The sequence below is a fragment of the Paraburkholderia oxyphila NBRC 105797 genome (genome assembly GCF_000685075.1).
GTDB classification, from domain to species: domain Bacteria; phylum Pseudomonadota; class Gammaproteobacteria; order Burkholderiales; family Burkholderiaceae; genus Paraburkholderia; species Paraburkholderia oxyphila.
On record NZ_BAYD01000139.1, the window covers coordinates 1 to 24,138 of the forward strand.

Genomic DNA, 24,138 nt, shown 5'->3' on the forward strand with positions numbered 1-24,138 from the left:
AAGGCCGACAATTACGCATCAATCCTGTCTCGGGAACCTGATCCCAAGGAGTACGGAAAAAATCCGGATCAAAGAAAAATTTTTTCTACAGTCGATACGAGTGCCGCTTTCCGGTACGTAGCAGGCGAAGCTGTTGACCACTGGCCTGTGCCGGTGATCATTCTGGGCCCCCCGAAGGATAAAGACAGTCCGTACCGAGCTGCTTTCGAAATCTCAGCAGCACGACAGAATGCAGGACTGGGGGTTACGGAGTTTTTGTGGATCGATGACCACAACATCAGCAGCGCAGCGCCGGCGCTAACGGAGCTTTTCGATTTTTTCGACAAACACCCCGATGTGCCCGCTGCGCTGATCGTGAGCCAGGACGGGATGCAGTACCGCTGGGGACTGCATACGCCCGGTATGCCCAAAGATCCGCCGGGCGCGTTTATACCACCGGTGCCGGACAGCATGGGAGGGCTGCTGGTTGCCCGCACGGATCGCGTGGACCGTCTCGTGCGTCCCTATGCGGTCCCGGTTCCCGGCGACATCGACAAGACCAAGACGCAATATGACATCATCAAGCTATGGAATTTCTATTGGGCTGAGGACGATAAATATCAGGACGAGGTGAATAAGGCTGCAGGTCAAATAAATGGCATCAGCACAATGAAAACCGACTGGTGGATATCGAAGCTGCCCGAACTCTGGAAGCAGATCGATAACAAGGGTCCGGGCGATTTCAAGCCGAGTCCGTTCCTGCCTGTGCGATGGGCAAACTGGCAGCTCGAGGAATTCGATGAAGCGCCGTTGCTTGGCTATCTGCATCGCCCGGTGAATATCAAACTGACGGACGATCAGGGCAAGCAGCTCAAGCGGGCGGATCAGGTCAAGATGTTGCAGGTGGGCTGGAAGGACGCCATGGCGACGTTGCCGGCAGGCGCGAAACCCACCCGCGTGTTCTATGACACGACGCTCAGCCGGGAATGGATCATTCCACTGACACAGGCGTTGCATGGAAACGCACAAGGCATCGATATCGGCGAAGTCAAGGAGGGTTACGACATCGGCCGCCGGATTGGCAACACGGGTGTGAGTTCGGCGCTGGTGCAGATCTGTCTGGCGACCATCGCGAATTATCAGGAGGGCGGGGCAAGTGCGACGGTGAACCTGATGGAGAACGGCACGGCCAGCATCGTGATGGTGAGTCCGCCGGACGAAGCGAGCAAGGCGGACAACGCAAAGCACCGCGGTACTGACCCCTTCAAATACCGCTCGCCCTGACGATGGCATAACAGCCGAGCGGGTAATGAGTGCAGTTGGTGCGAAAAAAATCGTGCGTGGTGCGATTTGGGCGAGAAATGTGGCCAGCCACTGCGGTGGAGTTGCCGGACGCGAATTATTGCGATATTCGCAACTGGAATTCACCGTGATCGCCATATATCCGGAGCCCGCGCTTGCCTAGAATCCAATCGACGCCTGCGGTGCGCGACGCGATGCACCATGCCAGGCGATTCGAACAATTCTGGAGGTAACCGTCATGAAGTCGATCATTCAAGCCGTTGTCATTGCTACCGCCTGTGCCGCGCCGCTGGCCGCTTTCGCCCAGTCCGACCAGGGCCTCACGCGCGACCAGGTGCGCGCCCAGCTCATCGAGTTCCAGCAGACCCAGCGCAATCAGAACGTCGCCACGACGGCCGTGAACGCGCCCGTGACCCAGGGCGACAGCTCGTACGGCGGCGTGAGCAACTCGTCGTCGATGGCCGGCGGGATGTACGTCTCCGAAGCCGCCCGCAAGGGTCCGCAGTCGGTGTATTTCGGCGGCGAATAACGCCGTTCACCGGGACGCTTGACACCCCGGCACCACAAAAGGCAATCGGCCCGCGATGTGAAGTCGCGGGCCGGTTGCTTTCTTGTCGTTTGGGACGGGCGCCAGCGCGGGCTATAAAAGCTCCGCGTCGGGCACGTCGAGCACGAGATCCGTGCGTGCCACCGCGACGCACGTCAGCACATACCCTTCGGCCTTTTCTTCGCGCGACAGCCCCGGCCATTCGATCGTGAAGCTCGCCTCGCCGCTCACGACGCGGCATAGACAGGTGCGGCACGTGCCGTTGCGGCACAGGCGCGGCAGGCGGATGCCGGCAAATCCGGCCGCCTCGAGCAGCGTGAGTTCAGGCGGCGCTTCGAACGTGCGGCCAAGCGGCTCCACGCGCACGAGCGGCACCGATGGTGGCGATTGCACCGATTGCACCGACGGCACCGACGGCACCGACGGCACCGATGGCACCGATGGCACCGATGGCACCGATGGCACCGATGGCACCGATGGCACCGATGGCACCGATGGCACCGATGGCACCGACGGCACCGACGGCACCGATGGCACCGATGGCACCGATGGGCCGTCCGCAGCGCTGGCCTCGGGCACGTTGACACGCTCGCCGCTGTTGCCGCTCTCGCGGGTTGCATTGGCCGCGCGCTGGCGGGCTTCGTCGACATTCATGAAACCGATACTCCAAGCAGGTGGCCCGCACCCGCGGTGAACGCGGCAGCGGCGAGGCCGATGGTGATCTGCCGGAACGCCGAGAACGCCGCGCTGCGTCCGTTAAACAGCGACGTGAATACGCCGACGGCTGCGAGACCCAGCGTGCTCAGCGCGACGCATTGCACGATGGCCGCCGTGCCGTGCGCCCACAGGAAGGCCGCTGTGGGAAACACCGCGCCCAGCGCAAACAGGCAGAACGACACGGCCGCGGCCGTCCACGGATTGCCGCCCAGCTCTTTCGGATCGATGCCTAGCTCTTCGCGCGCGAGCGTGGCGAGCGCCTCGTCCTTGTCGCGCATGATCTGCGCGGCCACGCGGCGGGCTTCGTCGGCGTCGATGCCCTTCGCCTGGTAGATGAGCGCGAGCTCGTGGCGTTCGGCGTCCGGCGTGTGCTCGAGCTCGTCGGCTTCCTTGGCGAGCTGCGTGCGCGCGAGCTCGCGCGCGTTGGTCACCGAGAGCCATTCGCCGAGCGCCATCGAGCACGCGCCCGCGATGAGCCCGGCGAGGCCGGTCAGCAGGATCGCACGGTTGCCGCTGCCGGCGCCGGCCACGCCCATGATCAGGCAGAAGTTCGAGACCAGCCCGTCATTGGCGCCGAGCACGGCCGCGCGCAGGTCGTTGCCCGAGGTCGCGCCCTTGTGCCACGACTCGGCGCCGGCGATCTGCGCGCCCTTCGACTGGCCGTGCGCGCGCTTGCTCGCCACGATCGACTGCACGATGGCGGCGTGCTGCTGCTCCTGCGCCGAGAGCTTCTCCGCACCGGGTTCGTGCGCGTAGCGGTCGCGGTCCGCGTACTCGGCGGCGGCCACGGTGGGCAGCACGAGCGAGGGGCCGAAGAAACGCGTGAGTGTCTGCAACAGGCGCGTCTTCGCGCTGCGCCGGTGCGGCCGCACGCGCACGCCGTTGGCGGCGAGCTTGTCGTGCCACACCTGGGCGTGCTCACGCTCCGACGCCGCGAGTTCGGCGAAGATCTGGCGCCGGTCCACGTCCTTCTCGACTGCGCTGAGCGTGTCGTAGACGGCGGCGCTGTCGAGTTCGTCGGCAAGATTGCGCCGGTAGCGGTGGAGTTCCTGGGCGGAGGCCATGATGCGCGTGCGAGATGCGTTTTACGCGAAGCTTAACCTGGCGGTACGCATCCGGCGGCGCGGCGCACCTCAACGTCGCCGCAGATGCCGATACACCGTGTTGCGCGCCAGACCCAGCTCGCGTGCCGCCGCCGAGACGTTGCCGTCGTGGCGCGCGAGCGCGTCGTCGATCAGGCGCGCCTGCCAGTCCGAAAGACGGGCCGGGCGCGAGGCGTGAGCGCTTTCCTTAGGCGCGCACGGGGCGACGGGCGTCTGCGGGGCAGCGGTGTCGCGGGCTTCGATACCATCGTCACTTTCAGCCGGTGCGCAGTCGTGCGCGAGATCCTCGGGCAGATGCACGACGTCGATGGCGTTCTCGCCTTCGGCCATGATCGCGGCGGTGCGCAAAACGTTCGCGAGCTGACGCAGATTGCCGGGCCAGCGGCAGCGCCCGAAGTATTCGCGCACCTCGGGCGTGATTCTCGTGGGCGCGTCGTGGATTTCACGCCGCACATAGGCCAGCACGCGCACCACGAGCGCGTCGAGATCGGTGCGCTCGGCCAGCGGCGGCAGCGTGACCGCGAGCCCGTTGATGCGGTAGTACAGGTCTTCGCGGAAGCTGCCTTCGGCAATCATCGCGCGCAGGTCGCGGTGCGTCGCGCAGACGATGCGCAAGTCGACCGGCACCGCGCGCGCCCCGCCGAGCGGCACGACGGCGCGCTCTTGCAGCACGCGCATGAGCCGCACTTGCTGGGCGAGCGGCATGTCGCCGATCTCGTCGAGAAAGAGCGTGCCGCCGTGCGCCTGCACGATCTTGCCGGCGCTGCCGCGGCGCTTGGCGCCCGTAAACGCGCCGTCCTCGTAGCCGAACAACTCGGCTTCGATCAGCGTATCGGGTAGCGCCGCGCAATTGAGCGCGACGAACGGCGCGTCGCGGCGCGGCGAATCCTGATGCAGCGCCCGCGCGAGCCATTCCTTGCCGGTGCCGGTGCGGCCGAGCACGAGCACGGGGATGTCGCGTCCGCGCACGCGTGCGACGCGCTCGAGCACGCCGGCCACGCGCGCGTCGCCGGTGTCGAGGTCGGCGAGCGTGGGTTGCCAGGCGGCCGTGGGTGCGCGCGTACTCGCCGTTGGGGCGGCGCCCACCGGGTCTTTCTCGCGCTCGCGGGCGGCGCGTTCGGGCCAGGCCGGCTGCGCGCCCACGACCGCCGCGCCCGGCGTGCCGCGCGCAAGCACGCGCACACCGCTCGGCAGCGTGAGTGAGACGAATTCCCCGCGCGCACGCATGAGCTGCTGCATGAAGGCCGGAAACGGCTGCCCGAACAGCGCTTCGAAGCCGCGCTGCTGCAGCGCAGCGAGTGTGGAACCGAACTGGAACAGCGCGCTGCGGTTGGCGCACAGCAGAGTGCCGTCCGCGGCGAACGCGGCCAGTCCTTCGTACAGCGTACCGATGAACTCCGCGCGCGCATGGAACTGCAGGCGGATGGCCTCGGCGAATTCGGTGTTGAACAGATGGTTCTCGATCATCTGCGCCGACATGCGCACGAGCGCGAGCGTGTGCTTGTGAAAGCCGTGCGATTCACCGCTCACGTCGAGCGCGCCCAGCGTGCGGCCCCACGGATCGGCAATCGGCGCGCATGAGCAGGTGAGGATGTGGTTCGCGTGCAGGAAGTGCTCGCCCGCGTGGATGGTGGTGGGCTGGCCGTCGACGAGCGCCGTGCCGATCGCATTCGTGCCGCGGTCGCGCTCGGCCCACGAGACGCCGGGACGCAGCGCCACGCGCCGCGCTTTCTCGACGAAGTCGGTGTCGCCGAGGCTGTGCAGGATCACGCCGTTGCGGTCGGTGAGCAGCACCATGCTCTCCGTATCGACGATCTGCGCGTGCAGCGCATCCATCACGGGCCGCGCCTCGGCGTAGAGCGTGTGATTCACGTCGATCAGACCGCGCAGATCGGTGCGGCCGAGCGGCTGGAAATCCGGCGCCTCGGAGACGCGCAAGCCGATGGCGCGCGAGCGCGCATGCGCCTGGGCGATCATGTCCGCGCGGGCCGCTTCGGGTGGCTTGACGGTGGCGGAGGGGTGTCGGGTCACGCGTGTCTCCAATCTTGTTTGACGCTGCGCTGGCGCTTCGCGGCACCGCAGCATGGCGGTGCGCGGTGGCCGCGCTCCGGCAGCGATATCTGACGGGCCATGGTACAGGAAGGTCGGCGCGCGCCACATCCGGGCGATTCCGGGCCAATCCGCCCGTTTGGGGACAGTGGCGCATGGGGCGCCGCCGCGTGCGCGCTGCGTGCGTGATCGTGCGCTCAATGTGCGGCTTGCCTTTGCGCGCGCGAATGCCAGGATGAAGACAGGGGCGCACGCGTGTGGCGTCCCGGCGGCGGCGCACTGGGTATGACGGGGTCGTTGGCGCCGCCGCGGCTCCTTGCGGAGGGCCGTCATGGTCCAAGGCGAATTGAGGATCCTGGTGGCGGCACTCGCCGTCTTTGTTGCGCTGGGTGGGCTCGCGGTCGCGATTCACGGTCTGCTCTTCGACGAGCAACAAGTCGTGCTCTACGGCATGGTGATCGTGTCGAGCGGCATCGTCGCGTTCGTGGCGATGCTCACGGTGCACCCGAAGGACATCGAAATCGAGCATCGCCAGCATCGCGAGTCGTGAGTTCGCGCATTCGGGTCCGCCAGGCTGGATGCCTGTTGCGCCGTCCGTGCGTGCGGCCGGCGCATGCAATGTTGCAGTGCGCCATGCCGGGTGCGGGAGTATCTGTTTGCGCGCGCAACGGCCAGTTCGCAGAACGCTGAAAAATGCCGGATACGAAGATCTTTTCGTGCGTGTGACAAAGTCGGGCTTGCAGCTAGCCGGAAGTGTCCTAAAGTGAATCCAGACGGCCGCCGCAATCGTGTCGAGCGTAGCGACACTTGCGGCGGTCGGTTTTTAAACCGCGCGTATGTCGTGGAGGAGCATCGAAAGGCGCGGCCCGCTCACTCTCAACCTAAGGCCACTTCCATGCAGATCCTGTTTCCGAACGAGGTGCCCGAATACTCGGGACCCGACCTGACCTTGGCGTTTCCGGCAATGATCGATGGAGAGCGGGTGGAATGTACGATCACGGCGGCGGCGCTCGAGGACCATTTCGGCGCGGCATCGACCCGTGCCGAGGACATGCTCGACGCATTCGATCACCATCGCGAGCGCATCGAGGCGGTCGCGCGCCGGCTGCTTTCCGAAACGCGCGCGCAGTGCCTCACGCTGCGCAGCGGCTATGTGCGCTTCGTGCAGGCGCATGCCGTGGCGTCCTGAGCGGCTTATTGCTGATTTGTCACGGGTAGCTTGAGATCGCCCCGCGGCCTGCCTGAGGCCGCGGGGCGTTTTCGTTTGGCTCACGCCAGGCGTGCGTCGAGCCTGGCGCGCGAGCCCGGCTCAGGTCATGCGCCGCAGCGTATTGTCGCGGAACACCAGATGGTGCCCGATGGCCGCGAGCGCGTGGATGCCGATGATCCAGTAGAACGCATTGCCGATGAGCTCGTGCGCGTCCTTGATGACCTTGCGCGCGAGCGGGTCGGCGCCCACCAGCATGATCTGCAGGTCGATGCCCGCGAGCGTGACCGGCTTGCCGCCGGTATTGATCGTCAGGATGCCGAGCAGCGGCTGCACGAAGATGAACACGTAAAGCGCCAGATGCGCGAGCCGCGAGAGGAACGTGAGCACGCGGTTCGAGTCGATGTCCTGCGGCGAGCCCTGCCACATGCGCCACAAGAGCCGCAGCACGGCGAGCACGAGCACGAGCGTGCCAGCCCAGTAATGCACGTTGTTCCAGAACACGCGGCTGTCGGTACCTTTGGGGCCGCGCACTTCAATGGCGAGATAGGCGAGCGCGACGAGCAGAAAGATGACCCAATGAAAGAAGATCGCGGGCTTCGAGTAGCGTTCTGCGGAGGCGGGGTACGTGGCCACGGGGCGGTTCCTTTTTGTGCGGCGTTAGCGTCGATAGCGTGAGGTATCCGTATGATAAGGACGTCGCAGCGCACCGGGCGTCTGCGCGGCCGGAATACTTGACCTGGCTTGCGCCGGATCGTGGCCGCAGCGCGTGATGCAGCGCATCAATGAAAACGGGCGGCCCGCAGTCCACACTGCAAGCCGCCCGTTTGTGCATCGGGCGAACGCCGCCGTGGCGTCCGCGCGCAAAGGCTGGATGCGCTTACTCCGAGCCGAGGTAGAAATAGCGGAACAGGAACACCGCCGCGATGATCCAGACGATCGGGCGCACCTGGCGGGCGCGGCCCGTCAGCAGCTTCAGGCCCGCATACGAGATGAAGCCGAAGGCCACGCCGTTCGCGATCGAATACGTGAACGGCATCAAGAGCGCCGTGAGCGCGGCGGGCACGACTTCCGTGGCGTCGTCCCAGGGCAGGCCCGAGAGTTCGCGCAGCATCAGGCACGACACGTAGAGCAGCGCCGGCGCGGTTGCGTAGGCGGGCACCACGCCCGCGAGTGGCGCGACAAAGAGGCTTGCGAGGAACAGCACGGCCACGGTGAGTGCCGTCACACCCGTGCGCCCGCCCGCCTGCACGCCCGAGGCGCTTTCGATATAGGCGGTGGTCGACGAGGTGCCGAGGATCGAGCCTGCGAGAATCGCGGTGCTGTCGGCGAGCAGCGCGCGGTTCAGACGGTGCATCTTGCCGTGCACGAGCAGGCCCGCGCGGTTGGCCACGCCCATCAGCGTGCCGGTCGCGTCGAACAGCTCGACGAGGAAGAACACCAGCACCACGTTCAGGATGCCGGTCGAGAGCGCGGCCTTGATATCGAGATGCGCGAAGGTCGGCGCGATCGAGGGCGGCGCCGAAAAGACGCCGTGGAACTGGTTGCCGCCGAAGAAGAACGAGAGGATGGTCACGCCCACGATGCCGATCAGGATCGCGCCGCGCACCTTGAGCACGTCGAGCGTGACGATGGCGAAGAAGCCGATGATCGCGAGGATCGTGTGCGGGTCGTGCAGGTTGCCGAGCTGGACGAGCGTGGCGGGGCTGCCGACGATCACGCCCGAGGTCTTGAGCGAGATGATCGCGAGAAACAGGCCGATGCCCGAGGTGATCGAGACGCGCAGCGAATGCGGAATCCCGTTGATGATCGCCTCGCGCACGCGCAGCAGCGTGACCACGAAGAACAGGCACCCGGAGATGAACACCGCGCCGAGCGCCGCTTCCCACGTGAAGCCCATGCCCTTGACCACGGCGTACGCGAAGTAGGCGTTCAGGCCCATGCCGGGCGCGAGTGCGATAGGGTAGTTCGCGTAGAGGCCCATGATGATCGAAGCCAGCGCCGAGACGAGGCAAGTGGCGACGAAGACGGACTCCTTCGGCATGCCGGCGTCGCCGAGAATCGCCGGGTTCACGAAGATGATGTAGGCCATCGTGAGGAAGGTGGTGAAACCGGCAAGCACTTCGGTGCGCAGGTTCGTTCCTGCTTCTTCGAATCCGAAATAGCGTTTGATGGCGTCCATGAAGGTCGGGCCCTTGAGAGTCGTGCGGATTTGTTGTGGGAAGGGGCGCCGGCGGGCGACGGGCGCGTCGCTCGAGGCCGGTTCGCGCGGCTTGTGGGCGGGATTTTAAACAATTGTCCGGTAAGTGCAGAAAAGCCGGAGCGAACGTGGAACGGCCGCAACAGTTTGCGGTGCGTCAAATGCGGGTGGGGGAGGGGCGTGGGCGCGGCAAAAAACACAAAGCGGGAGCATCGGTCCGTCCTGACAGACGGATCGACGCTCCCGCCGAGGGGAGAGTCTTCAGCGTGACCCGCTTACTGCACCGATGGCTGCATCGCAGCCGCGGCGCGTCGCTGCGCGACGATTGCGCCGGCGTGCTGGGCGTTTTCGGGATAGTTGATCCAGTCGAGCGGATCGTAGCCCGCCGCACGCCATTCAGCCAGGTCCGCGCGCACCTGGGCGCGCGTCAACGGAGCGGATGGGTTGTACGGTTGGGCCAGTGCGCTCGTCGAAGCGACGCAGCATGCTGCGGTCAGCAGGCCAAGCGCTACACGCGAAAGAGTGTCCATGGCAATGCCTTTCGTATTAGGGATAACCCTAAAATTATAGGTCTTATCTCGATAACTGAAAGGTTTGCAACAAGAAAAATGCGCGTGTCGTGCGCGGGTTTGCGCGCCGCGGTCAGCGCATCCTCAACCGACCCTCAACGGACCCTCACCGCGCTTTCGAAGCGGGACGTTCGCGCATCCGCCGGTACTCCGCGGGGCACCGGCCCGTCCACTTGCGGAACGCGCGATGGAACGCACTTGGCTCGGCGAAGCCCACAGCGGCCGCGACGTCGGCGACCGAGCGCGCGGGATCGAGCAAGGCCTCGAGCGCGAGGTCGCGGCGCAGCTCGTCCTTGATTGACTGGCAACTGTGCCCTTCCTGGTGCAGGCGTCGGCGCAGCGTCGCGGGCGCGACGTTCAGGCGCTGCGCGATGGCGTCGGCGTCCGGCCAGGCGTTTGCGGGCAGGGCGCGCAGCGCGCGGCGCACGCGCGCCGCGAACGAGCCCGGATTGCGATACTTCACGACGAAATTGCCGGGCGCGTTGCGCAGGAACGCACGCGCCGAGGCGGCGGTCTGGATCACGGGCAAGTCGAGGAACGCGGGCGCGAGATCGAACCACGAGTCGGGCTGATCGAAGCTCATGTCCTCGCAGATCATGAGCTGGTACTCGTGCGCGTCGGGCGGCGCCGGGCACTGAAAGCGCGCCGCGATCACCGGAATGCGCCGCCCCACGAGCCAGCTTAGCAACCCGTAGACGAGGATGAACCAGGTGGCGTAGGCGAACATCACCGGCACGGGCGTGCCCGCGCGCTGGCGGAACGCGATGCGCACGCGCGTGGCGTCGATGTCGATCCCGGCCGCCAAGTCGTCGAGCACGAGGCGCATGAAGTGCACCGTGCGCTGCAGCGCCTGGCGGCCCGTCTGGGCGCCGAGCGCCGCGTGCGTCATGGCGATGAAGCTCCCGCTCTTCATGGCGTGCGAGTCCTGGCCGAGGAATTCGTCGTCGAGCGCGCGGGCGACGCCCGACCATATCGCGCCGTACTGCGCTGCGCTCACGCGTACATGGGGCGCAGCGAGCGCGCTCGCCGCGATGCCCGCCGCTTCGACGATGGGCGCCACGTCGATGCCGTGCGCCCGCGCGAGCGTCTCGTGCACGAGGCTCATCGCGATCGTGCCTTTTTCGCTCACCTTGCTGGTTTGCTCTGGCTGCAAGGATCGGCCTCCGGTGGGGTTGTCGGCGATATTATGGCAAATCCGCTCATCGATTTTGATCGTGGCGGGCATCGAATGCCGGTGCGCGGATGCCTAAACTTTTCGTAGACCTTGCGGCAGCGGCCGCGTGGAGTGACAGTTCAAGCACAGGCGTTCGCGTTTCGTGGCGCGAGCGCGCAGGCAAGACAGGAAGGGGACACAGATGGACGAGTTCTATACCGACGATCAACGCATGATCCGCGACGCCGCGCGCGACTTCGCGACCGAACGCCTCGCGCCCAACGCGGCGCAATGGGACCGCGACAGCAAGCTACCCGACGAGGTGGTCGCGCAACTGGGCGAGCTGGGCTTTCTCGGCATGATCGTGCCGCAGGAGCAGGGCGGCTCCTATACCGACTACGTGGCCTATGCGCTGGCGATGGAGGAGATCGCCGCGGGCTGCGCCTCGTGCGCGACGCTCGTGAGCGTGCACAACTCGGTGGGCTGCGGGCCGATCCTCCAGTACGGCACCGACGCGCAGAAGGACCGCTGGCTCGCGAAGCTCGCGAGCGGCGAGATGATCGGCGCGTTCTGCCTGACCGAGCCGCAGGCCGGCTCCGAGGCCAACAACCTGCGCACGCGCGCCGAGCTGCGCGACGGCAAGTGGGTGCTCAACGGCAACAAGCAATTCGTCACGAACGGCTCGCGCGCGAGCCTCGCGATCGTGTTCGCGGTGACCGATCCCGACGCGGGCAAGCGCGGCATCTCGGCCTTCGTCGTGCCCACCAGCACGCCGGGCTTCAACGTGGGGCCGCACGAGAAGAAGATGGGCATTCGCGCCTCGGACACCTGCCCGATCTCGCTCGTCGATTGCGCGATTCCCGAGGAGAACCTGCTCGGCCAGCGCGGCGAGGGCCTCAAGATCGCCTTGTCGAATCTCGAAGGCGGGCGCATCGGCATCGCGGCGCAGGCGCTCGGCATCGCGCGCGCGGCGTTCGACGCGGCGCGCACCTACGCGCACGAGCGCGTGCAGTTCGGCGAGCCGCTGATCCGGCATCAGAGCGTGGCGAACATGCTCGCCGACATGCACACGCGCATCAACGCCGCGCGCCATCTCGTGCATCATGCGGCGAAGCTGCGCACGCTCGGCAAGCCCTGTCTTTCCGAGGCCTCGCAGGCCAAGCTCTTTGCTTCCGAAATGGCCGAGGAAGTGTGCTCGCACGCGATCCAGATTCACGGCGGCTATGGCTTCCTCAACGACTATCCGGTGGAGCGCCATTACCGCGACGCGCGCATCACGCAGATCTACGAAGGCACGAGCGAAGTGCAGCGCATGGTGATCGCGCGACAGCTATAAGAAAGGATGACGAAGTATTCGATGCATCGATAAATGAGCGCGCACACGCGCCTTGGGACTGGAGACGACGATGACCGGGTTCACCCCTTCCGCACAGGCTTTCATCGACGCACGCGAGCTGCTGCTGCGTCACCGCACCGATTACGCGCGTGCGTATGAGGAATTTGCGTGGCCGCAGCTCGATACTTTCAACTGGGCGCTCGATTATTTCGACGTGATGGCGCGCGGCAACGACAACCCGGCACTGTGGATCGTCGACGATCTCGCGAACGGTGGCACGCGCTATTCGTTTGCGCAGATGTCCGAGCGCTCCTCGCGCATGGCGAATTTCCTGCGCTCGGCAGGCGTGGGCCGCGGCGATCGTCTGCTGCTGATGCTGCCCAACCGCGTCGAGCTCTGGGACGTGATGCTGGCGGCGATGAAGCTGGGCGCCGTGGTGCTGCCCGCGACCACGCAGCTCTCGCCCGACGACGTGCGCGAGCGTGTGGAGGCGGGCGGCGCGCGCTTCGTGGTGGTGGATGCGGCCGAGCTCGCGAAATTCGACGCGCTCGATGCGAGCGTGAAGCGCATCGCGGTGGGCGCGTCGCGCGAAGGCTGGGTGGATCTCTCTCGTGCTTACGAAGCGAGCGCGGCCTTAGAGCCCGACGGCCCGACACGCGCGAGCGACCCGATGCTGCTCTATTTCACCTCGGGCACCACGTCCAAGCCCAAGCTCGTCGAGCACACGCATCAGAGCTATCCCGTGGGGCACCTCTCCACGATGTACTGGATCGGCCTCATGCCCGGCGACGTGCACTGGAACATCAGCTCGCCGGGCTGGGCCAAGCACGCGTGGAGCTGCTTCTTCGCGCCGTGGAATGCGCAGGCCTGCGTGTTCGTCTACAACTACGTGCGCTTCGTGCCGAAAGACACCCTCAACGCGCTCGTGCAATGCGGCGTGACCACGCTGTGTGCGCCGCCCACCGTGTGGCGCATGCTCGTGCAGGAGCCGCTCGCGAGCTACGCGGTCAAGCTGCGCGAGATCGTGGGCGCGGGCGAGCCGCTCAATCCCGAGATCATCGAGCGCGTGCGTCACGCGTGGGATATCACGATCCGCGACGGCTACGGCCAGACCGAGACCACCTGCCAGATCGGCAATTCGCCGGGCCAACCTGTGATGGCGGGCTCGATGGGCCGGCCGCTGCCGGGCTACCGCGTCGAGCTCGTCGACCCCGACGATCAAGCCGTGAGCGAAGGCGAAATCGCCTTGCCGCTCGAGCAGCGTCCGCTTGGCCTGATGACGGGCTACGCGAACAACGCGAAGGCCACTGGGCAGGCGATGCGCAACGGCTACTATCACACGTCCGACGTGGCGCTGCGCCGCGACGACGGCTACTACGTCTACGTGGGCCGCGCCGACGACGTGTTCAAGTCGTCCGACTATCGCCTGAGCCCGTTCGAGCTCGAGAGCGTGCTGATCGAGCACGAGGCGATTGCCGAGGCGGCCGTGGTGCCGAGCCCCGACCCATTGCGGCTTTCGGTGCCGAAGGCATTCGTTAGCGTGCGCCAGGGCTACGAGGCCGGCCCCGATCTCGCGCGCGAGGTGTTCCGCTTCTCGCGCGAAAAGCTCGCCCCGTACAAGCGCATTCGCCGGCTACAGTTCAGCGAGTTGCCGAAGACCATCTCGGGCAAGATCCGCCGCGTCGAGCTGCGCCGCCGGGAAATGGAGCGCACGGACGATACCGCGCGCCAGCCCGACGAATACTGGGAAGAAGATTTCCCGGAGCTGCGTTGAAATCCAGACGGAGTCCGAAATGATCGAATTCGAATACGCGCATGACGGCGCGGTGGCTCTCATCACGCTCGCGCGCCCGTCCGCGAATGCGTTTACCGTCGATGGCCTGGGCCAGCTTCAGGAGGTGATCGAGGCGTTCAATCGCGAGGCGAAAGTGCGCGCCATCGTCATCACCGGCAGCGGCCCGAAGTTCTTCAGCGCGGGCGCGGACCTGAACGCATTCGCCACGGGCGATCACGAAGTGGCGCGCACGGCGGCCTCGGCATTCGGCGCCGCGTTCGAGACATTGCAGAACGCGCGGCCCGTGGTGATTGCCGCGATCAACGGCTACGCGATGGGCGGCGGGCTCGAATGCGCGCTCGCCTGCGATATCCGCATCGCCGAGGAACACGCGCAGCTCGCGCTGCCCGAGCCGGCCGTCGGCCTGCTGCCGTGCGGCTGCGGCACACAGACGCTGCCCTGGCTCGTCGGCGAGGGCTGGGCCAAGCGCATCATCCTGACCGGCGAGCGCGTGGATGCCGCCACGGCGCTGCGCATCGGCCTCGTCGAAGAAGTGGTCCCGCAGGGCGGGGCGCGCGAGGCCGCACTTACCATGGCCGCACGCGTGGCGTCGCTCAGCCCGCAGGCCGTGACGTCCAGCAAGTCGCTCATTCATCAGGCGCGCAACGGCGTGCCGCGCGGCGCGGCGCTCGCGGTGGAGCGCGAGCGCTTCGTCGACCTGTTCGATTCGCCCAACCAGCGCGAGGGCGTGAACGCCTTCCTCGAGAAGCGCAAGCCGCGCTGGCATATTGAAATGGAGAACTAAACAATGAATGCAATACCCGCTTCCGCCAGGACCATAACTCAGCCGGCCACATCAGAGCTGGCCGCACCGGAAGCCGGACAGGAGGTGTTGTTCCGCGTGGTCAATCGCGTCGCGATCGTCACGCTAAACCGTCCCGCCGCGCTCAATGCGCTCTCGCACGCGATGGTGCGCGAGATCGCCGCGCTGCTCGAACGCGTGCGCCACGACGACACCATCGTCGCGCTCGTGCTCGAAGGCGCGGGCCCGAAGGGCTTTTGCGCGGGCGGCGACGTGCGCGCGATCGACCGTCTCGCGCGCGCGGGCGAGCGGCTTGGCGAAAACGGCTGGCAGCAGTTCTTCGTCGACGAATACCGGCTCGACTACGCGCTGCATACGTTCGAGAAGCCGCTCGTCGCGCTGCTCGACGGCGTGACGATGGGCGGCGGCATGGGCCTGGGTCAGGCGGCGGCGCTGCGCGTGGCGACCACGCGCACGAAGATCGCCATGCCGGAGACGCGCATCGGCATGTTGCCCGACGTGGGCGCCACGCATTTCCTCGCGAAGATGCCGGTGGAAACCGAGCTCTATGTGGGGCTGACCGGCGTGCTGCTCACGGGCGCCGACGCGCTCCACTGTCATCTCGCGGACCTCTGCGTGCCGGGCGAATGGCTCGATAGCTATGAGGCGCGCCTCGCGCAGGCCAGCTTCGAAGGCGGCGTGCTCGAAGCGCTGCGCGGCGTGTTCGGCGCGCTGTCTTACCAACCGGAGGCAAGCACGCTTGCCGGGCATGCGGCGCTGATTGCGCGGCACTTCGAGCGTCGCACGCCCGTCGAGCAGATCGTGCGCACGTTGCGCGCCGATCTCGAGCGCGAGCAGCCCGAGGCCGTGCGCGCATGGCTCGAAGCCACGCTCGAAGCGCTCACGCACTACTCGCCGACCATGCTCGAAGTCGCGCGCGAGGCGCTGCTGCGCGGCCGCCAGATGACGCTGGCCGAGAGCTTCCGCATGGAGCTCGGGATCGTTGCGCGCGCGATCGAAGAGGGCGACTTCTGCGAAGGCGTGCGTGCGCATCTCGTCGACAAGGACCGCAAGCCGCGTTGGGCGCCTGCGACACTCGCCGAATTGCGCGACGAGCGCGTGCAGCATTTCCTGTGCTCGCCGTGGCGCGCGGGCACGCATCCGCTCGCCGATCTGGGCGCGTGATTCGATTCCTGCGCTGAACCCTCGCGGCGCGCGCGAATCGGCGCGCCGCGTCTCACCTCATCTCCGGCGCTCCACGCGCCGCGATCTCCCGCAGCACGCCCCATGAATAAACAAACGCCCGCCGTGCGCGAAGCAGGGCGGGCGTGGGCGTATTGCCACGGGCGCGTGCGCGCCCGGCGCTTTACAGATAGCTGCAGCAGTAGTCGAGCGTCTCGATGACGTCGATGTCGAAGCGGCTCTTGCCCGGCACCGAGAACGACTCGCCTGCGCCGTAGGTCTTCCACTCGTCGCTGCCGTCGAGGCGGATGCGGCACTTGCCGCCTTGCACTTCCATCAGCTCGGGCGCGTCGGTGCCGAAGTTCAGCTGGCCCGGCAGGATCACGCCTAGCGTCTTGCGCGAGCCGTCGGCGAACAGCACGGTGTGCGAGACGCACTTGCCGTCGAAGTAGACATTGGCTTTGCGGACTACGGAAACCTGGTCGAATTGTGTTGCGGCCGTCATGGCGGTCTTCCTCTGAGTCGTCGTGAATGGATGCGTTGGCGCCAGGCGGGCGCGGTTCTGCGCGCCCGAAGCGGGACCGACATGATACCCGGCACTCGACGCGCGCGGCGAAGCGGCCACGCTGATTCGGCCGGACCGGCCGCCGGGAATCTGTGAGTGAAAGCCTGCGAAATGCGTAGCGAGTGTTTACATAAACATAACGCTTAATTACAATTGCGACAGCAAATGAGAATCATACGCATTCTCAAAAAATGACTCAACACAGGATTTCGCTGATGCAGGCGGCGCGTGACGCCCTGCTCGGACGTGTCCGCCTTCGACCCAACCGCTCACCATGTCCGTCCTCTTCCCGACGCGGATGCGCGCTGTCGCGTCCGTCGCTGCCTTGTATTGCTCCGGCTTTTTCGCATCGGCCGTTCACGCCCAGGCCGCCCACACGGCGCCGGCGACGCCTGGAGCCTCCGCCGCTGCGTCTCCGGCCACCGGATCGCCGGCAACCTCCGCCCCGTCTGCAGCCGCGCCCACGGCCAATGCCACCGATGCCGGCACCAGCGCGACCAGCAGCGCGACCAACAGCGCTGCCGCCGAAGCCACGCTGCCCGCCGTGAAGGTCATGTCGGCGCCTTCCGAGATGCAGGCGAAGACGCTCGACTCGTACAAGTTCACCTCGCCGCTCATCGACACGCCGCGCTCGGTCACGGTGATCCCGCAAGAAGTCCTCAAGGAAAAGAACGTCACGACCTTTCAGGACGCGCTGCGCACGGTGCCCGGCATCACGTTCCTCGGCGGCGACGCGGCCGCGAACCCCTCGGCGGACCGTCCCGTGATACGCGGATTCGAGTCGCGCAACTCGATCTTCGTGGACGGCATGCGCGACTCGGGCGTGCAGAACCGCGAGACCTTCGACGTGGAGAACATCAGCGTCGTGAAGGGCCCGGACTCGGTGTACGCGGGGCGCGGCTCGGTGGGCGGCAGCATCGACATCACCACGAAGACGCCGCTAAACGAGAACTTCATCAACGGCAGCGTCGGCCTCGGCACCGACAGCTACCGCCGCGCGACCGTCGACTGGAACCAGAAGCTCAACGACACCACGGCGATCCGCCTGAACGCGATGGGCCACGACGCCGACCAGCCGGGCCGCACCGACATCTACAGCAAGCGCTGGGGCGTGGCGCCCTCGATCGCGTTCGGCCTGAACACGCCGACCACGGTCACGCTGAGCTACTACCACCTGAACACCTACGACATGCCCGACTTCAGCGTGCCGTTCCGCTCCACGGGCGGCACACCGGTGCCCACCAACCGCGGGCAGTTCTACGGCCTGAACGCGCGCGACTACCGGCGCGGGCAGAACGACACGGGTGAAGTGAAAGTCGAGCACCGCATCAACGACGCGTGGAAGCTCAAGAACACGACGATGTTCGGCCGCTCGACGCTCGACTACATCGCGACGAACCCGCAGCTCACGAGCGCGACCTCGAACATCCTGAGCCTGCAGGCGAAGAGCGGCAAGTACGCGACCAACAGCGTCGCGAACCAGACCGAGGCGAACGGCAAATTCGATCTCTACGGCATGCGCCACACGCTCACGGCGGGCGTGGAGTTCAGCCACGAGCAGGATCTCTACGAGGGCTATCTCGTGACCGACTCGAAGGGCAACAACATCCGCTCGGGCGGCCCGTGCTCGGTGGCCTACAACTGCACGCCGCTCGCGTACTGGAACCCGAACAATCCGTGGACCGGCAGCGTGCTGCTCAACGGCGACAAGAGCTTCCCGGGCCCGGCCACGCATACGCAGACCAACATCGCCTCGGCCTACCTGTTCGACAGCGTGCAGCTTTCCGAGCGCTGGATCTTCAACGCGGGCCTGCGCTTCGACCGCTTCGACGTCACGGCGCAGCAGGCGGGCGTGCCCGATCTGTCGAACACCTCGAATCTCTTCAGCTACCAGTTCGGCCTCGTGTTCAAGCCGGTGCAGACGCTGAGCCTGTACACGTCGTACGGCACCTCGGCGAATCCGCCGGGCTCGAACTCGGGCCTGGGCGGCGGCACCGACCAGATCACGGCGGCCAACCAGAATCTCGCGCCCGAGCGCTCGCGCAATATCGAAGTGGGCGCGAAGTGGGACGTGCTCCACGAGCGTCTCTCGCTCACCACGGCGCTGTTCCAGACCGACAAGACCAACGCGCGTGTGAGCGATGGCCTCGGCGGCACGATCAACGCGGGCTCGCAGCGCGTGCGCGGCTTCGAGTTCGGCTTTGCCGGCAACGTGACGAACCAGTGGGCCGTGTTCGGCGGCTATTCGTATCTCGATGCGATCACGACCAACGCCGGCCCGACCAGCCCGCAGAACTCCGGCTTGCCGATGGTGATGGTGCCCAAGCACAACTTCACGCTGTGGACGAGCTACGACGTGATGCCGAAGCTCACGCTGGGCGCGGGCGCGACGGTGTCGAGCGAGACGTACGCGTCGGTTTCGTCGACCACGCGCAAGTGGATCCCGGGCTACGCGCGCTTCGACGCCTCGGCGACGTGGCGCGTTTCGAAGAAGGTCGATCTGCAGTTGAACGTGAACAACATCTTCGACCGACAGTACTACCAGAGCGCGTATCCGATCTACGCGACCTGGGCGCCGGGCCGCTCGGCCATGGTCACGCTGAACTTCTATCAGTGATGCCTGGCGGCGCTAACGCCGCGACGTAAACGAAGCAGGGGGCGCCCGTGATACCACCGGGCGCCCCCCGCTTTTTTGCATGCGTGCCATGCGGCCGCGCGCTTATTCCGCCGTGACCGTGACCGAAGCCTCGGACGTGAGCATCATGAACGTGAAGCTCTCCTGCAGATACAGGCGCACGGTGTTCTCGTCGTGCGACGCGTAGCCGATCGAGACGTCCTGGCCCAGGTGGAGCGCAAAGTCGCCGCCGCGCGTGGTGAGGATGCTGCCGCCTTCGAGCGCTGGCGCCCAGATGATCTCGCCTTTCACGAGGCGGCGGATGTGCTCGAGGATCGGGTAGCCCGAGTCGCTTGCCTCGCTCACGGCCGTGTAGGCGTCGGAGCCGAGCAGCACCGCGTACGGGCCGTCCACGCCTTGCAGGCGCAGCTGTTCGAGCGCTTTCGCGATCACCGCCGGGTAATCGGCCACGTTGGCGGGCATCTGCAGCAGCGGGTTCGACGTGCCTTCGCGAATGCCGGTGATCTGCGCGGCCTTGTAGCCGTCGAAGATCGCGCGGTCTTCGGCGAACGCGAGGCGCGTGGCCGCGTCCTTGGCCGGCTGCCAGTCGGAGTCCTCCGCGCCGCGCTCGACGTCGTCGATGGCTTCGCGCGAAAGCTCGAACGGCACGCGCAGCTCGACCAGCGCCTTCACTTCGCGCTGGCGCGCGCGGATGCCTTCCAGCGGCGCCTCGATGCCGCTCTGGTGCCCGGTGCCGACGCCGGCGAGGTCCACGCCGCCGGGGCCCTTCACATCGACGACACGGCGTCCCGCGAGCGAGCGCTTGAAGGTGCGCGCGACTTCTTCTTCGATTTGCGACCACGCGTCCGAGGAAATGGGCGCCAGCTCGCGATGGAGATTATTCATACCGGGGTGCTCCTTTGAGGGATCCAATGGCGAGCGAGCCGTCCGCGCCTGGCGCGGCGGCGGGCTCGGATTCGGGTTGATCGTCGAGGTTCGTATCCACGCTGCCTGCGAGGCCCGGCTCGCGCTCGGCGAGCGCCTCGAGCAGCGGCTGCGAAGGCACGAAGAAGAGGCTGCCCGTGACGGCGCGGCTGTAGTCGAGCAGACGGTCGTAGTTGCCGGGCGGCCGGCCGACGAACATGTTCTCCAGCATCTGCTCGATGGGCGCGGGCGAACGCGCGTAGCCGATGAAGTAGGTGCCGAATTCGCCCGAGCCGGGCCGGCCGAACGGCATGTTGTCGCGCAGGATCTTGACCTCGTCGCCGTCGGCGTCCGTGAGCGTGGTGAGCGAGCTGTGCGAGCAGCTTGGCTTCACGTCCGCGTCGAGCTCGATGTCCTGCAGCTTGGTGCGCCCGATGATGCGCTCCTGCGCCTCCACGTTCAGCGCGTTCCAGCCTTTCATGTCGTGCAGGTACTTCTGCACCAGCACGTAGCTGCCGCCGGCGAACTCGGGGTCCTGGTCCGCGCCGATCACCGTGAAATGCACGGCTTCGTTGCCTTCGGGGTTCTCGGTGCCGTCGACGAAGCCGATCATCGCGCGCATGTCGAAATTGCGGAAGCCGTGCACTTCGTCCACGGTCGTGACCGCGCCTTCGAGGCGGTTCATCAGCTGGGTGGCCAGCTCGAAGCACAGGTCGGTCTGGTCGGCGCGGATGTGCAGGAGCAGGTCGCCGGGCGTGGCGACGGCCACGCGCTCGCCCGAGCCGAATTCGCGGAACGGGTGCAGTTCGGCCGGACGCGGGTCGCCGAACAGGCGGTCCCATGCGTCGGACGAAAAGCCCACTACGCAGGACAGGTTGCCGCTGGGCACGCGCTTGCCGACCGCGCGCGCGAGGTTGGCGACGTCGGCGCACCAGGCGCGCACGGCGGCGCGGCTCGCGGCGCCTTCGTTGAGGGTCGCGACGATGAAGATGGCGTTGCGGGTGACGGAGGTGGAGACGGACTGCGGATCGGGCGTTGGGGTGGAGGGCGTCATGGTGTGGGGTATCGCTCGGCTTGGTTCGGCTTGGTTCGGCGTAGTTCGGTGCCAGGTCGGGGCGGATGGCGCTTCGCATGGTGCGGCTCGCGGCGGGGGCATGGGGCGCCGCGCGAGCGCGCTGCCCGCATAGTTTAGCCAAACTCGCGAAAAAGGGCGGTTTGCAGGCGAGTGGCTTGACGTGCGACGATAGGCGTCGTCACGGCTCATGAGAGACACACCATGTGGGATCACACCGAGCATGAAGGCTTCGAGATCTGGGTGTTGCCGATTCCGGCGTTCGGGCCGCGCTCGCCCGAGCCGCTCTTCCACTACAGCGGCTACATCTGCCGCCATGGGGCGGACGCGCATGTGGAAGGGCGCAGCATCCGCTTCCACGATCTGATGCGCAACTACGTCGGCCCCGACGCCGCGCTCGACGCGGCCTATGCCGACGCGCGCGAGCGCATCGACCGCTTTCGCGCCACGGGAAGCTGGGCCGAAAGCCACAGCGGCTAGCGCGCCTGCGGCCTGACGGCGGGGCGGCGGTGGGCCTGGCGCGTTCGGCGCGGGCTCAGTGGGCTCTTCAGTGGGCTTAGTGGGTGCCGGAAACGATCAGCGTCACGGACCGGCCTTCGCACCCCTCGCTGCCGGGCATGGTGACCGCGTGCCAGCCTGAGGGCTGGCCTGGCGCGGCCAGATCGGGGCCGGCGTTGCGCGCGTTGCCGGCGTGCCCCGCATTGCCGTCGCCGCTGGCAATGTTCGCGGCGGCGATGTAGTCGGCGTTGTCGATGTAGGTGGTCAGCACGTTGAACGGCCAGGATGCGCGCCGCAAGCGCTCGTGCACGAGCGAGCCCACCCAGATCGGCGTGAGATCCGGGCCGCCGGCCGATGGTGCCGGCGTCGTCGCGCCTGCGGGCCCCCCCATGCCCATCGTTGCGCGCGTTGCTCCGCTCGCGGCAGCGGTCTCGCTTGCGCCCGTTGCTTCGCTCGTGCCCATCTGCGCATCGGCTGCCGCACCCGCGCGCCGCTCGATTGCGTAGCCCGTCGGCCAGAAGCGCAGCACGTCGCGGCGGCTGCCGGGCCGCGCGGGGTTCTCAGGCAGATGCGCGCGCTCGAACACGAGCGGCGAAGGCAGGCCATTGTTCAGCTTGGGCAGGAGCGGCAGCGAAAGCACATCCACGTTCGGCGCGACGAGCGAGAGCACGCTCTTCAGCGAGAACTGCGCGCCCTCGCTCCACCCGGCGTCGCGCAGCGCCGCGCGCAGGTCGCTCGCGCTGGCGGCCCACTGGATCGTCATCGGCTCGCGCCGCTCGCCCTTCATGTCGATGCGATAGCAGGCTAAGGTCCTCCACAGCGAATCGGTCCATGCGAGCTGCGTGACGACCACCGGCGGCACGGTGGCGCGCGATGCGAGCGCGGCCTCGCGCTCTGCCGCGCCGCGCTGCAGCACGAAGGCCAGCGCGAGCACGGCAAGCACGATGGATGGCATGAAGTTGCGATCGGCGGGCCGCTGCGGATAGCGCCATAGCGAGAGCAGCACGACCGCCCACACCCAGATCGAGGCGAAGGCTGCGCCGCCGATGGCGTCGGAGAACAGAAAGCGCTCGAAATAGAGCCCCGCGAACGTGACCGCGACCACGATTGCGTTGCCCACCGTCGCGACAGCAGCCGCCTGCGCCATGTTCACGCGCCGCACGAGCAGGAACATGGCGAAGCCGTAGACGATCACCATCGAGGCCACGCGGTCGCTCGGGAACACATAGGCGCCCACGTGCGCCGCGCCGGCCGCGTTGTGGTGGATCGCGAAGCGCAGCACGAGGATGAGCGCTTGCGAGACGCCGGCGGCGAGCGCCCAGTAGCCGATGGTGCGCCAGCGCCGCTCGAGCGCCATCCAGGCCGAGACGGTGACCACGAGCGCGGCGAGCGTGTCATTGCTGCCGAGCGTTTCGACGTGGGCGAGGACGTCGTCGGCCCAGGTGGTGTGAATCGAATGAAAGAACTGGCGCACCGACTGGTCGATCTGCACGAGCAGCGCGCCGTGCAGCAGATTGCTGAGCACATAGGAGAACACCGCAGCGCACACGGGCACGAGCGCTGTGACGGCGAGCAGGGCGCCGAGTGCCGGCTGCTGCGGATCGAGTGCGCGCGCGAGACGGCGCGCCGCCTGACCCCGGTGGCCCGCGGCCCAGCGCGCGGCGGCGCGGCGCGAGGCGCTCGCCCAGGCATCCACGTGCCCGAGCACCATGTGCGTGACGCGCCAGACCAGCCAGCCGGCGAGCACGAACATCGCGAGCGCGACCACGAGCCGGAACGACACGGCACCCGCCAGTTGCAGCGACGCGCCGAACACCACGCCCGGCACGATGTGCGCGGGCGCCCAGACGAGCGCCGAGATCACGTTCATGACGAAGAAGCGCATTGGCGACATGCCTGCCATGCCCGCGACCAGGGGCACCACCGCGCGCAGCGGCGCGACGAAGCGCGCGAGGATGACGCTGCGCGTGCCGTGGCTTTCGAAGTAGGACTGTGCTTTTTCGAGGATGGCGGGGTAATGGCTGAACGGCCAGATCTGGGCGATGGAGTCGCGATAGCGGTGGCCGAGCCAGAAGCTCAGGGCGTCGCCGGCCACGGCGCCTGCGATGGCGCAGGCGAAGAGCCAGCCCAGATTGAGCGTGCCCGTGCCCGCGAAGGCGCCTGCGATGAACATGGCCGTGCTGCCGGGGAAAAACGTGCCGACGAGCGCGAGCGATTCGATGAAGGCGGCGAAGACCACGAACGCCAGCGTCCAGCCCGGATAGTCGGCAAGCAGGTGCAGCAGCTGGACGTAGGCGTGCTCCATTGAGAGGGCGGCTGGGTGCTGCAGTGGCAGCGGTTAAATGGGAGGGGGGAACTGCGTGAGCAGTTGGTTGCTGTTCGTTGCGTTCCGCTGTGGTTGATTGCGCGTGGCGCTCCATGCGAAATATAACCGGGTGGGCGGATATGCGCCCGGAGGCGGCGCAGAGGCGCTAGTAGGGCGGCGTGCGACTGGATGGTCTAGTGCGTTCGCAGGTTGCCGGCCGTTGGCCTTAACTTGTTTTCG

The 24,138-nt window shown here is 66.9% G+C and carries 22 protein-coding genes; 10 read left to right on the forward strand and 12 right to left on the reverse strand.

The genetic code is table 11. From position 1 onward, the window contains the following. Together BO1_RS43285 and BO1_RS43290 are read left to right on the forward strand one after the other, a co-directional pair. Nucleotides 1–1,263, forward strand: a 1,263-nt coding sequence (locus BO1_RS43285; protein ID WP_028222901.1) for a type VI lipase adapter Tla3 domain-containing protein, incomplete at its 5' end; no start/stop codon positions are given. Between the two features lie 256 nt (nucleotides 1,264–1,519). After that, a complete protein-coding gene (locus tag BO1_RS43290) occupies nucleotides 1,520–1,810 on the forward strand; it encodes a DUF4148 domain-containing protein (protein ID WP_028222902.1) in 291 nt (96 codons plus the stop codon). Between the two features lie 111 nt (nucleotides 1,811–1,921). Here the strand turns inward: BO1_RS43290 and BO1_RS61595 are convergent, their stop codons facing one another. From BO1_RS61595 to BO1_RS43310, 3 genes are all read right to left on the reverse strand, one after another. After that, nucleotides 1,922–2,221 carry a 2Fe-2S iron-sulfur cluster-binding protein gene (locus BO1_RS61595; RefSeq protein WP_043288841.1) on the reverse strand — a complete coding sequence of 100 codons (300 nt, stop codon included), beginning with the start codon at nucleotides 2,219–2,221 and terminating at the stop codon, nucleotides 1,922–1,924. A gap of 257 nt (nucleotides 2,222–2,478) precedes the next feature. Continuing rightward, on the reverse strand, nucleotides 2,479–3,609 hold the full coding sequence (locus tag BO1_RS43305; RefSeq protein ID WP_028222904.1) for a VIT1/CCC1 transporter family protein: 1,131 nt from the start codon (nucleotides 3,607–3,609) through the stop codon (nucleotides 2,479–2,481). A 69-nt stretch (nucleotides 3,610–3,678) separates the two neighbouring features. Continuing rightward, nucleotides 3,679–5,625: a sigma-54-dependent Fis family transcriptional regulator gene (locus BO1_RS43310; protein WP_043288839.1), complete on the reverse strand. Its 1,947-nt coding sequence runs from the start codon at nucleotides 5,623–5,625 to the stop codon at nucleotides 3,679–3,681. Nucleotides 5,626–6,028: 403 nt separating this feature from the next. Between BO1_RS43310 and BO1_RS43315 the strand changes: the two genes are divergently transcribed. Both BO1_RS43315 and BO1_RS43320 read left to right on the forward strand, forming a co-directional pair. Next, complete coding sequence (locus BO1_RS43315) at nucleotides 6,029–6,247, forward strand: DUF2964 family protein (RefSeq protein WP_028222906.1); 219 nt, start codon at nucleotides 6,029–6,031, stop codon at nucleotides 6,245–6,247. A gap of 345 nt (nucleotides 6,248–6,592) precedes the next feature. Further along, the gene (locus tag BO1_RS43320) at nucleotides 6,593–6,886 is read left to right on the forward strand and encodes a DUF1488 family protein (RefSeq protein ID WP_028222907.1); all 294 of its coding nucleotides are present in this window, start codon (nucleotides 6,593–6,595) and stop codon (nucleotides 6,884–6,886) included. A gap of 120 nt (nucleotides 6,887–7,006) precedes the next feature. Here the strand turns inward: BO1_RS43320 and BO1_RS43325 are convergent, their stop codons facing one another. The 4 genes from BO1_RS43325 to BO1_RS43340 form a co-directional block, all read right to left on the reverse strand. Next, a complete protein-coding gene (locus BO1_RS43325) occupies nucleotides 7,007–7,540 on the reverse strand; it encodes a cytochrome b (protein WP_028222908.1) in 534 nt (177 codons plus the stop codon). Between the two features lie 244 nt (nucleotides 7,541–7,784). Beyond that, nucleotides 7,785–9,086: an NCS2 family permease gene (locus BO1_RS43330; RefSeq protein WP_028222909.1), complete on the reverse strand. Its 1,302-nt coding sequence runs from the start codon at nucleotides 9,084–9,086 to the stop codon at nucleotides 7,785–7,787. A gap of 293 nt (nucleotides 9,087–9,379) precedes the next feature. After that, complete coding sequence (locus BO1_RS43335; protein ID WP_028222910.1) at nucleotides 9,380–9,634, reverse strand: DUF4148 domain-containing protein; 255 nt, start codon at nucleotides 9,632–9,634, stop codon at nucleotides 9,380–9,382. A gap of 145 nt (nucleotides 9,635–9,779) precedes the next feature. Continuing rightward, nucleotides 9,780–10,778: an AraC family transcriptional regulator gene (locus BO1_RS43340; protein WP_043288843.1), complete on the reverse strand. Its 999-nt coding sequence runs from the start codon at nucleotides 10,776–10,778 to the stop codon at nucleotides 9,780–9,782. Nucleotides 10,779–11,028: 250 nt separating this feature from the next. Here BO1_RS43340 and BO1_RS43345 point away from each other — a divergent pair, with 250 nt between their 5' ends. The 4 genes from BO1_RS43345 to BO1_RS43360 all read left to right on the forward strand — a co-directional run bounded on the left by BO1_RS43345 (nucleotide 11,029) and on the right by BO1_RS43360 (nucleotide 15,923). Continuing rightward, complete coding sequence (locus tag BO1_RS43345) at nucleotides 11,029–12,162, forward strand: acyl-CoA dehydrogenase family protein (RefSeq protein WP_028222912.1); 1,134 nt, start codon at nucleotides 11,029–11,031, stop codon at nucleotides 12,160–12,162. A 70-nt stretch (nucleotides 12,163–12,232) separates the two neighbouring features. After that, the gene (locus BO1_RS43350) at nucleotides 12,233–13,936 is read left to right on the forward strand and encodes an AMP-binding protein (RefSeq protein WP_028222913.1); all 1,704 of its coding nucleotides are present in this window, start codon (nucleotides 12,233–12,235) and stop codon (nucleotides 13,934–13,936) included. A gap of 19 nt (nucleotides 13,937–13,955) precedes the next feature. Then, the gene (locus tag BO1_RS43355) at nucleotides 13,956–14,741 is read left to right on the forward strand and encodes an enoyl-CoA hydratase (RefSeq protein ID WP_028222914.1); all 786 of its coding nucleotides are present in this window, start codon (nucleotides 13,956–13,958) and stop codon (nucleotides 14,739–14,741) included. A gap of 33 nt (nucleotides 14,742–14,774) precedes the next feature. Then, a complete protein-coding gene (locus BO1_RS43360) occupies nucleotides 14,775–15,923 on the forward strand; it encodes an enoyl-CoA hydratase/isomerase family protein (RefSeq protein ID WP_043288844.1) in 1,149 nt (382 codons plus the stop codon). A gap of 181 nt (nucleotides 15,924–16,104) precedes the next feature. Here BO1_RS43360 and ppnP read toward each other — a convergent pair whose 3' ends face one another. After that, on the reverse strand, nucleotides 16,105–16,425 hold the full coding sequence (gene ppnP / locus BO1_RS43365; protein ID WP_028222916.1) for a pyrimidine/purine nucleoside phosphorylase: 321 nt from the start codon (nucleotides 16,423–16,425) through the stop codon (nucleotides 16,105–16,107). A 417-nt stretch (nucleotides 16,426–16,842) separates the two neighbouring features. Continuing rightward, nucleotides 16,843–17,091: a hypothetical protein gene (locus tag BO1_RS61600; protein ID WP_245644068.1), complete on the reverse strand. Its 249-nt coding sequence runs from the start codon at nucleotides 17,089–17,091 to the stop codon at nucleotides 16,843–16,845. On the opposite strand from BO1_RS61600, the gene BO1_RS43370 reads away from it, so the two are divergent. Next, a complete protein-coding gene (locus BO1_RS43370) occupies nucleotides 17,057–19,102 on the forward strand; it encodes a TonB-dependent receptor (protein WP_245644069.1) in 2,046 nt (681 codons plus the stop codon). The two genes, BO1_RS61600 and BO1_RS43370, sit on opposite strands and share 35 nt — an antisense overlap. A gap of 102 nt (nucleotides 19,103–19,204) precedes the next feature. On the opposite strand, the gene BO1_RS43375 is transcribed toward BO1_RS43370, so the two are convergent. Both BO1_RS43375 and BO1_RS43380 read right to left on the reverse strand, forming a co-directional pair. Continuing rightward, a complete protein-coding gene (locus BO1_RS43375) occupies nucleotides 19,205–20,005 on the reverse strand; it encodes a family 1 encapsulin nanocompartment shell protein (RefSeq protein ID WP_028222918.1) in 801 nt (266 codons plus the stop codon). Continuing rightward, nucleotides 19,998–21,077: a Dyp-type peroxidase gene (locus tag BO1_RS43380; RefSeq protein WP_028222919.1), complete on the reverse strand. Its 1,080-nt coding sequence runs from the start codon at nucleotides 21,075–21,077 to the stop codon at nucleotides 19,998–20,000. Before BO1_RS43380 ends, BO1_RS43375 begins: the two co-directional genes overlap by 8 nt. Nucleotides 21,078–21,299: 222 nt before the next feature. Here BO1_RS43380 and BO1_RS55235 point away from each other — a divergent pair, with 222 nt between their 5' ends. After that, the gene (locus BO1_RS55235) at nucleotides 21,300–21,575 is read left to right on the forward strand and encodes a hypothetical protein (protein WP_043288840.1); all 276 of its coding nucleotides are present in this window, start codon (nucleotides 21,300–21,302) and stop codon (nucleotides 21,573–21,575) included. A gap of 76 nt (nucleotides 21,576–21,651) precedes the next feature. On the opposite strand, the gene BO1_RS43390 is transcribed toward BO1_RS55235, so the two are convergent. Further along, complete coding sequence (locus BO1_RS43390; RefSeq protein WP_028222920.1) at nucleotides 21,652–23,898, reverse strand: VTT domain-containing protein; 2,247 nt, start codon at nucleotides 23,896–23,898, stop codon at nucleotides 21,652–21,654. Between the last annotated feature and the right edge of the window lie 240 nt (nucleotides 23,899–24,138).

Coding starts and splice junctions, on each gene's coding strand:
- BO1_RS43320 (WP_028222907.1), top strand. CDS start 6,593: ATGCAGATCCTGTTTCCGAACGAGGTGCCCGAATACTCGGGACCCGAC.
- ppnP (WP_028222916.1), bottom strand. CDS start 16,425: ATGACGGCCGCAACACAATTCGACCAGGTTTCCGTAGTCCGCAAAGCC.
- BO1_RS43380 (WP_028222919.1), bottom strand. CDS start 21,077: ATGACGCCCTCCACCCCAACGCCCGATCCGCAGTCCGTCTCCACCTCC.
- BO1_RS55235 (WP_043288840.1), top strand. CDS start 21,300: ATGTGGGATCACACCGAGCATGAAGGCTTCGAGATCTGGGTGTTGCCG.
- BO1_RS43315 (WP_028222906.1), top strand. CDS start 6,029: ATGGTCCAAGGCGAATTGAGGATCCTGGTGGCGGCACTCGCCGTCTTT.
- BO1_RS43305 (WP_028222904.1), bottom strand. CDS start 3,609: ATGGCCTCCGCCCAGGAACTCCACCGCTACCGGCGCAATCTTGCCGAC.
- BO1_RS43340 (WP_043288843.1), bottom strand. CDS start 10,778: ATGAGCCTCGTGCACGAGACGCTCGCGCGGGCGCACGGCATCGACGTG.
- BO1_RS43355 (WP_028222914.1), top strand. CDS start 13,956: ATGATCGAATTCGAATACGCGCATGACGGCGCGGTGGCTCTCATCACG.
- BO1_RS43350 (WP_028222913.1), top strand. CDS start 12,233: ATGACCGGGTTCACCCCTTCCGCACAGGCTTTCATCGACGCACGCGAG.
- BO1_RS43345 (WP_028222912.1), top strand. CDS start 11,029: ATGGACGAGTTCTATACCGACGATCAACGCATGATCCGCGACGCCGCG.
- BO1_RS43290 (WP_028222902.1), top strand. CDS start 1,520: ATGAAGTCGATCATTCAAGCCGTTGTCATTGCTACCGCCTGTGCCGCG.
- BO1_RS43370 (WP_245644069.1), top strand. CDS start 17,057: ATGCAGGCGAAGACGCTCGACTCGTACAAGTTCACCTCGCCGCTCATC.
- BO1_RS43390 (WP_028222920.1), bottom strand. CDS start 23,898: ATGGAGCACGCCTACGTCCAGCTGCTGCACCTGCTTGCCGACTATCCG.
- BO1_RS43310 (WP_043288839.1), bottom strand. CDS start 5,625: ATGATCGCCCAGGCGCATGCGCGCTCGCGCGCCATCGGCTTGCGCGTC.
- BO1_RS43375 (WP_028222918.1), bottom strand. CDS start 20,005: ATGAATAATCTCCATCGCGAGCTGGCGCCCATTTCCTCGGACGCGTGG.
- BO1_RS43335 (WP_028222910.1), bottom strand. CDS start 9,634: ATGGACACTCTTTCGCGTGTAGCGCTTGGCCTGCTGACCGCAGCATGC.
- BO1_RS43330 (WP_028222909.1), bottom strand. CDS start 9,086: ATGGACGCCATCAAACGCTATTTCGGATTCGAAGAAGCAGGAACGAAC.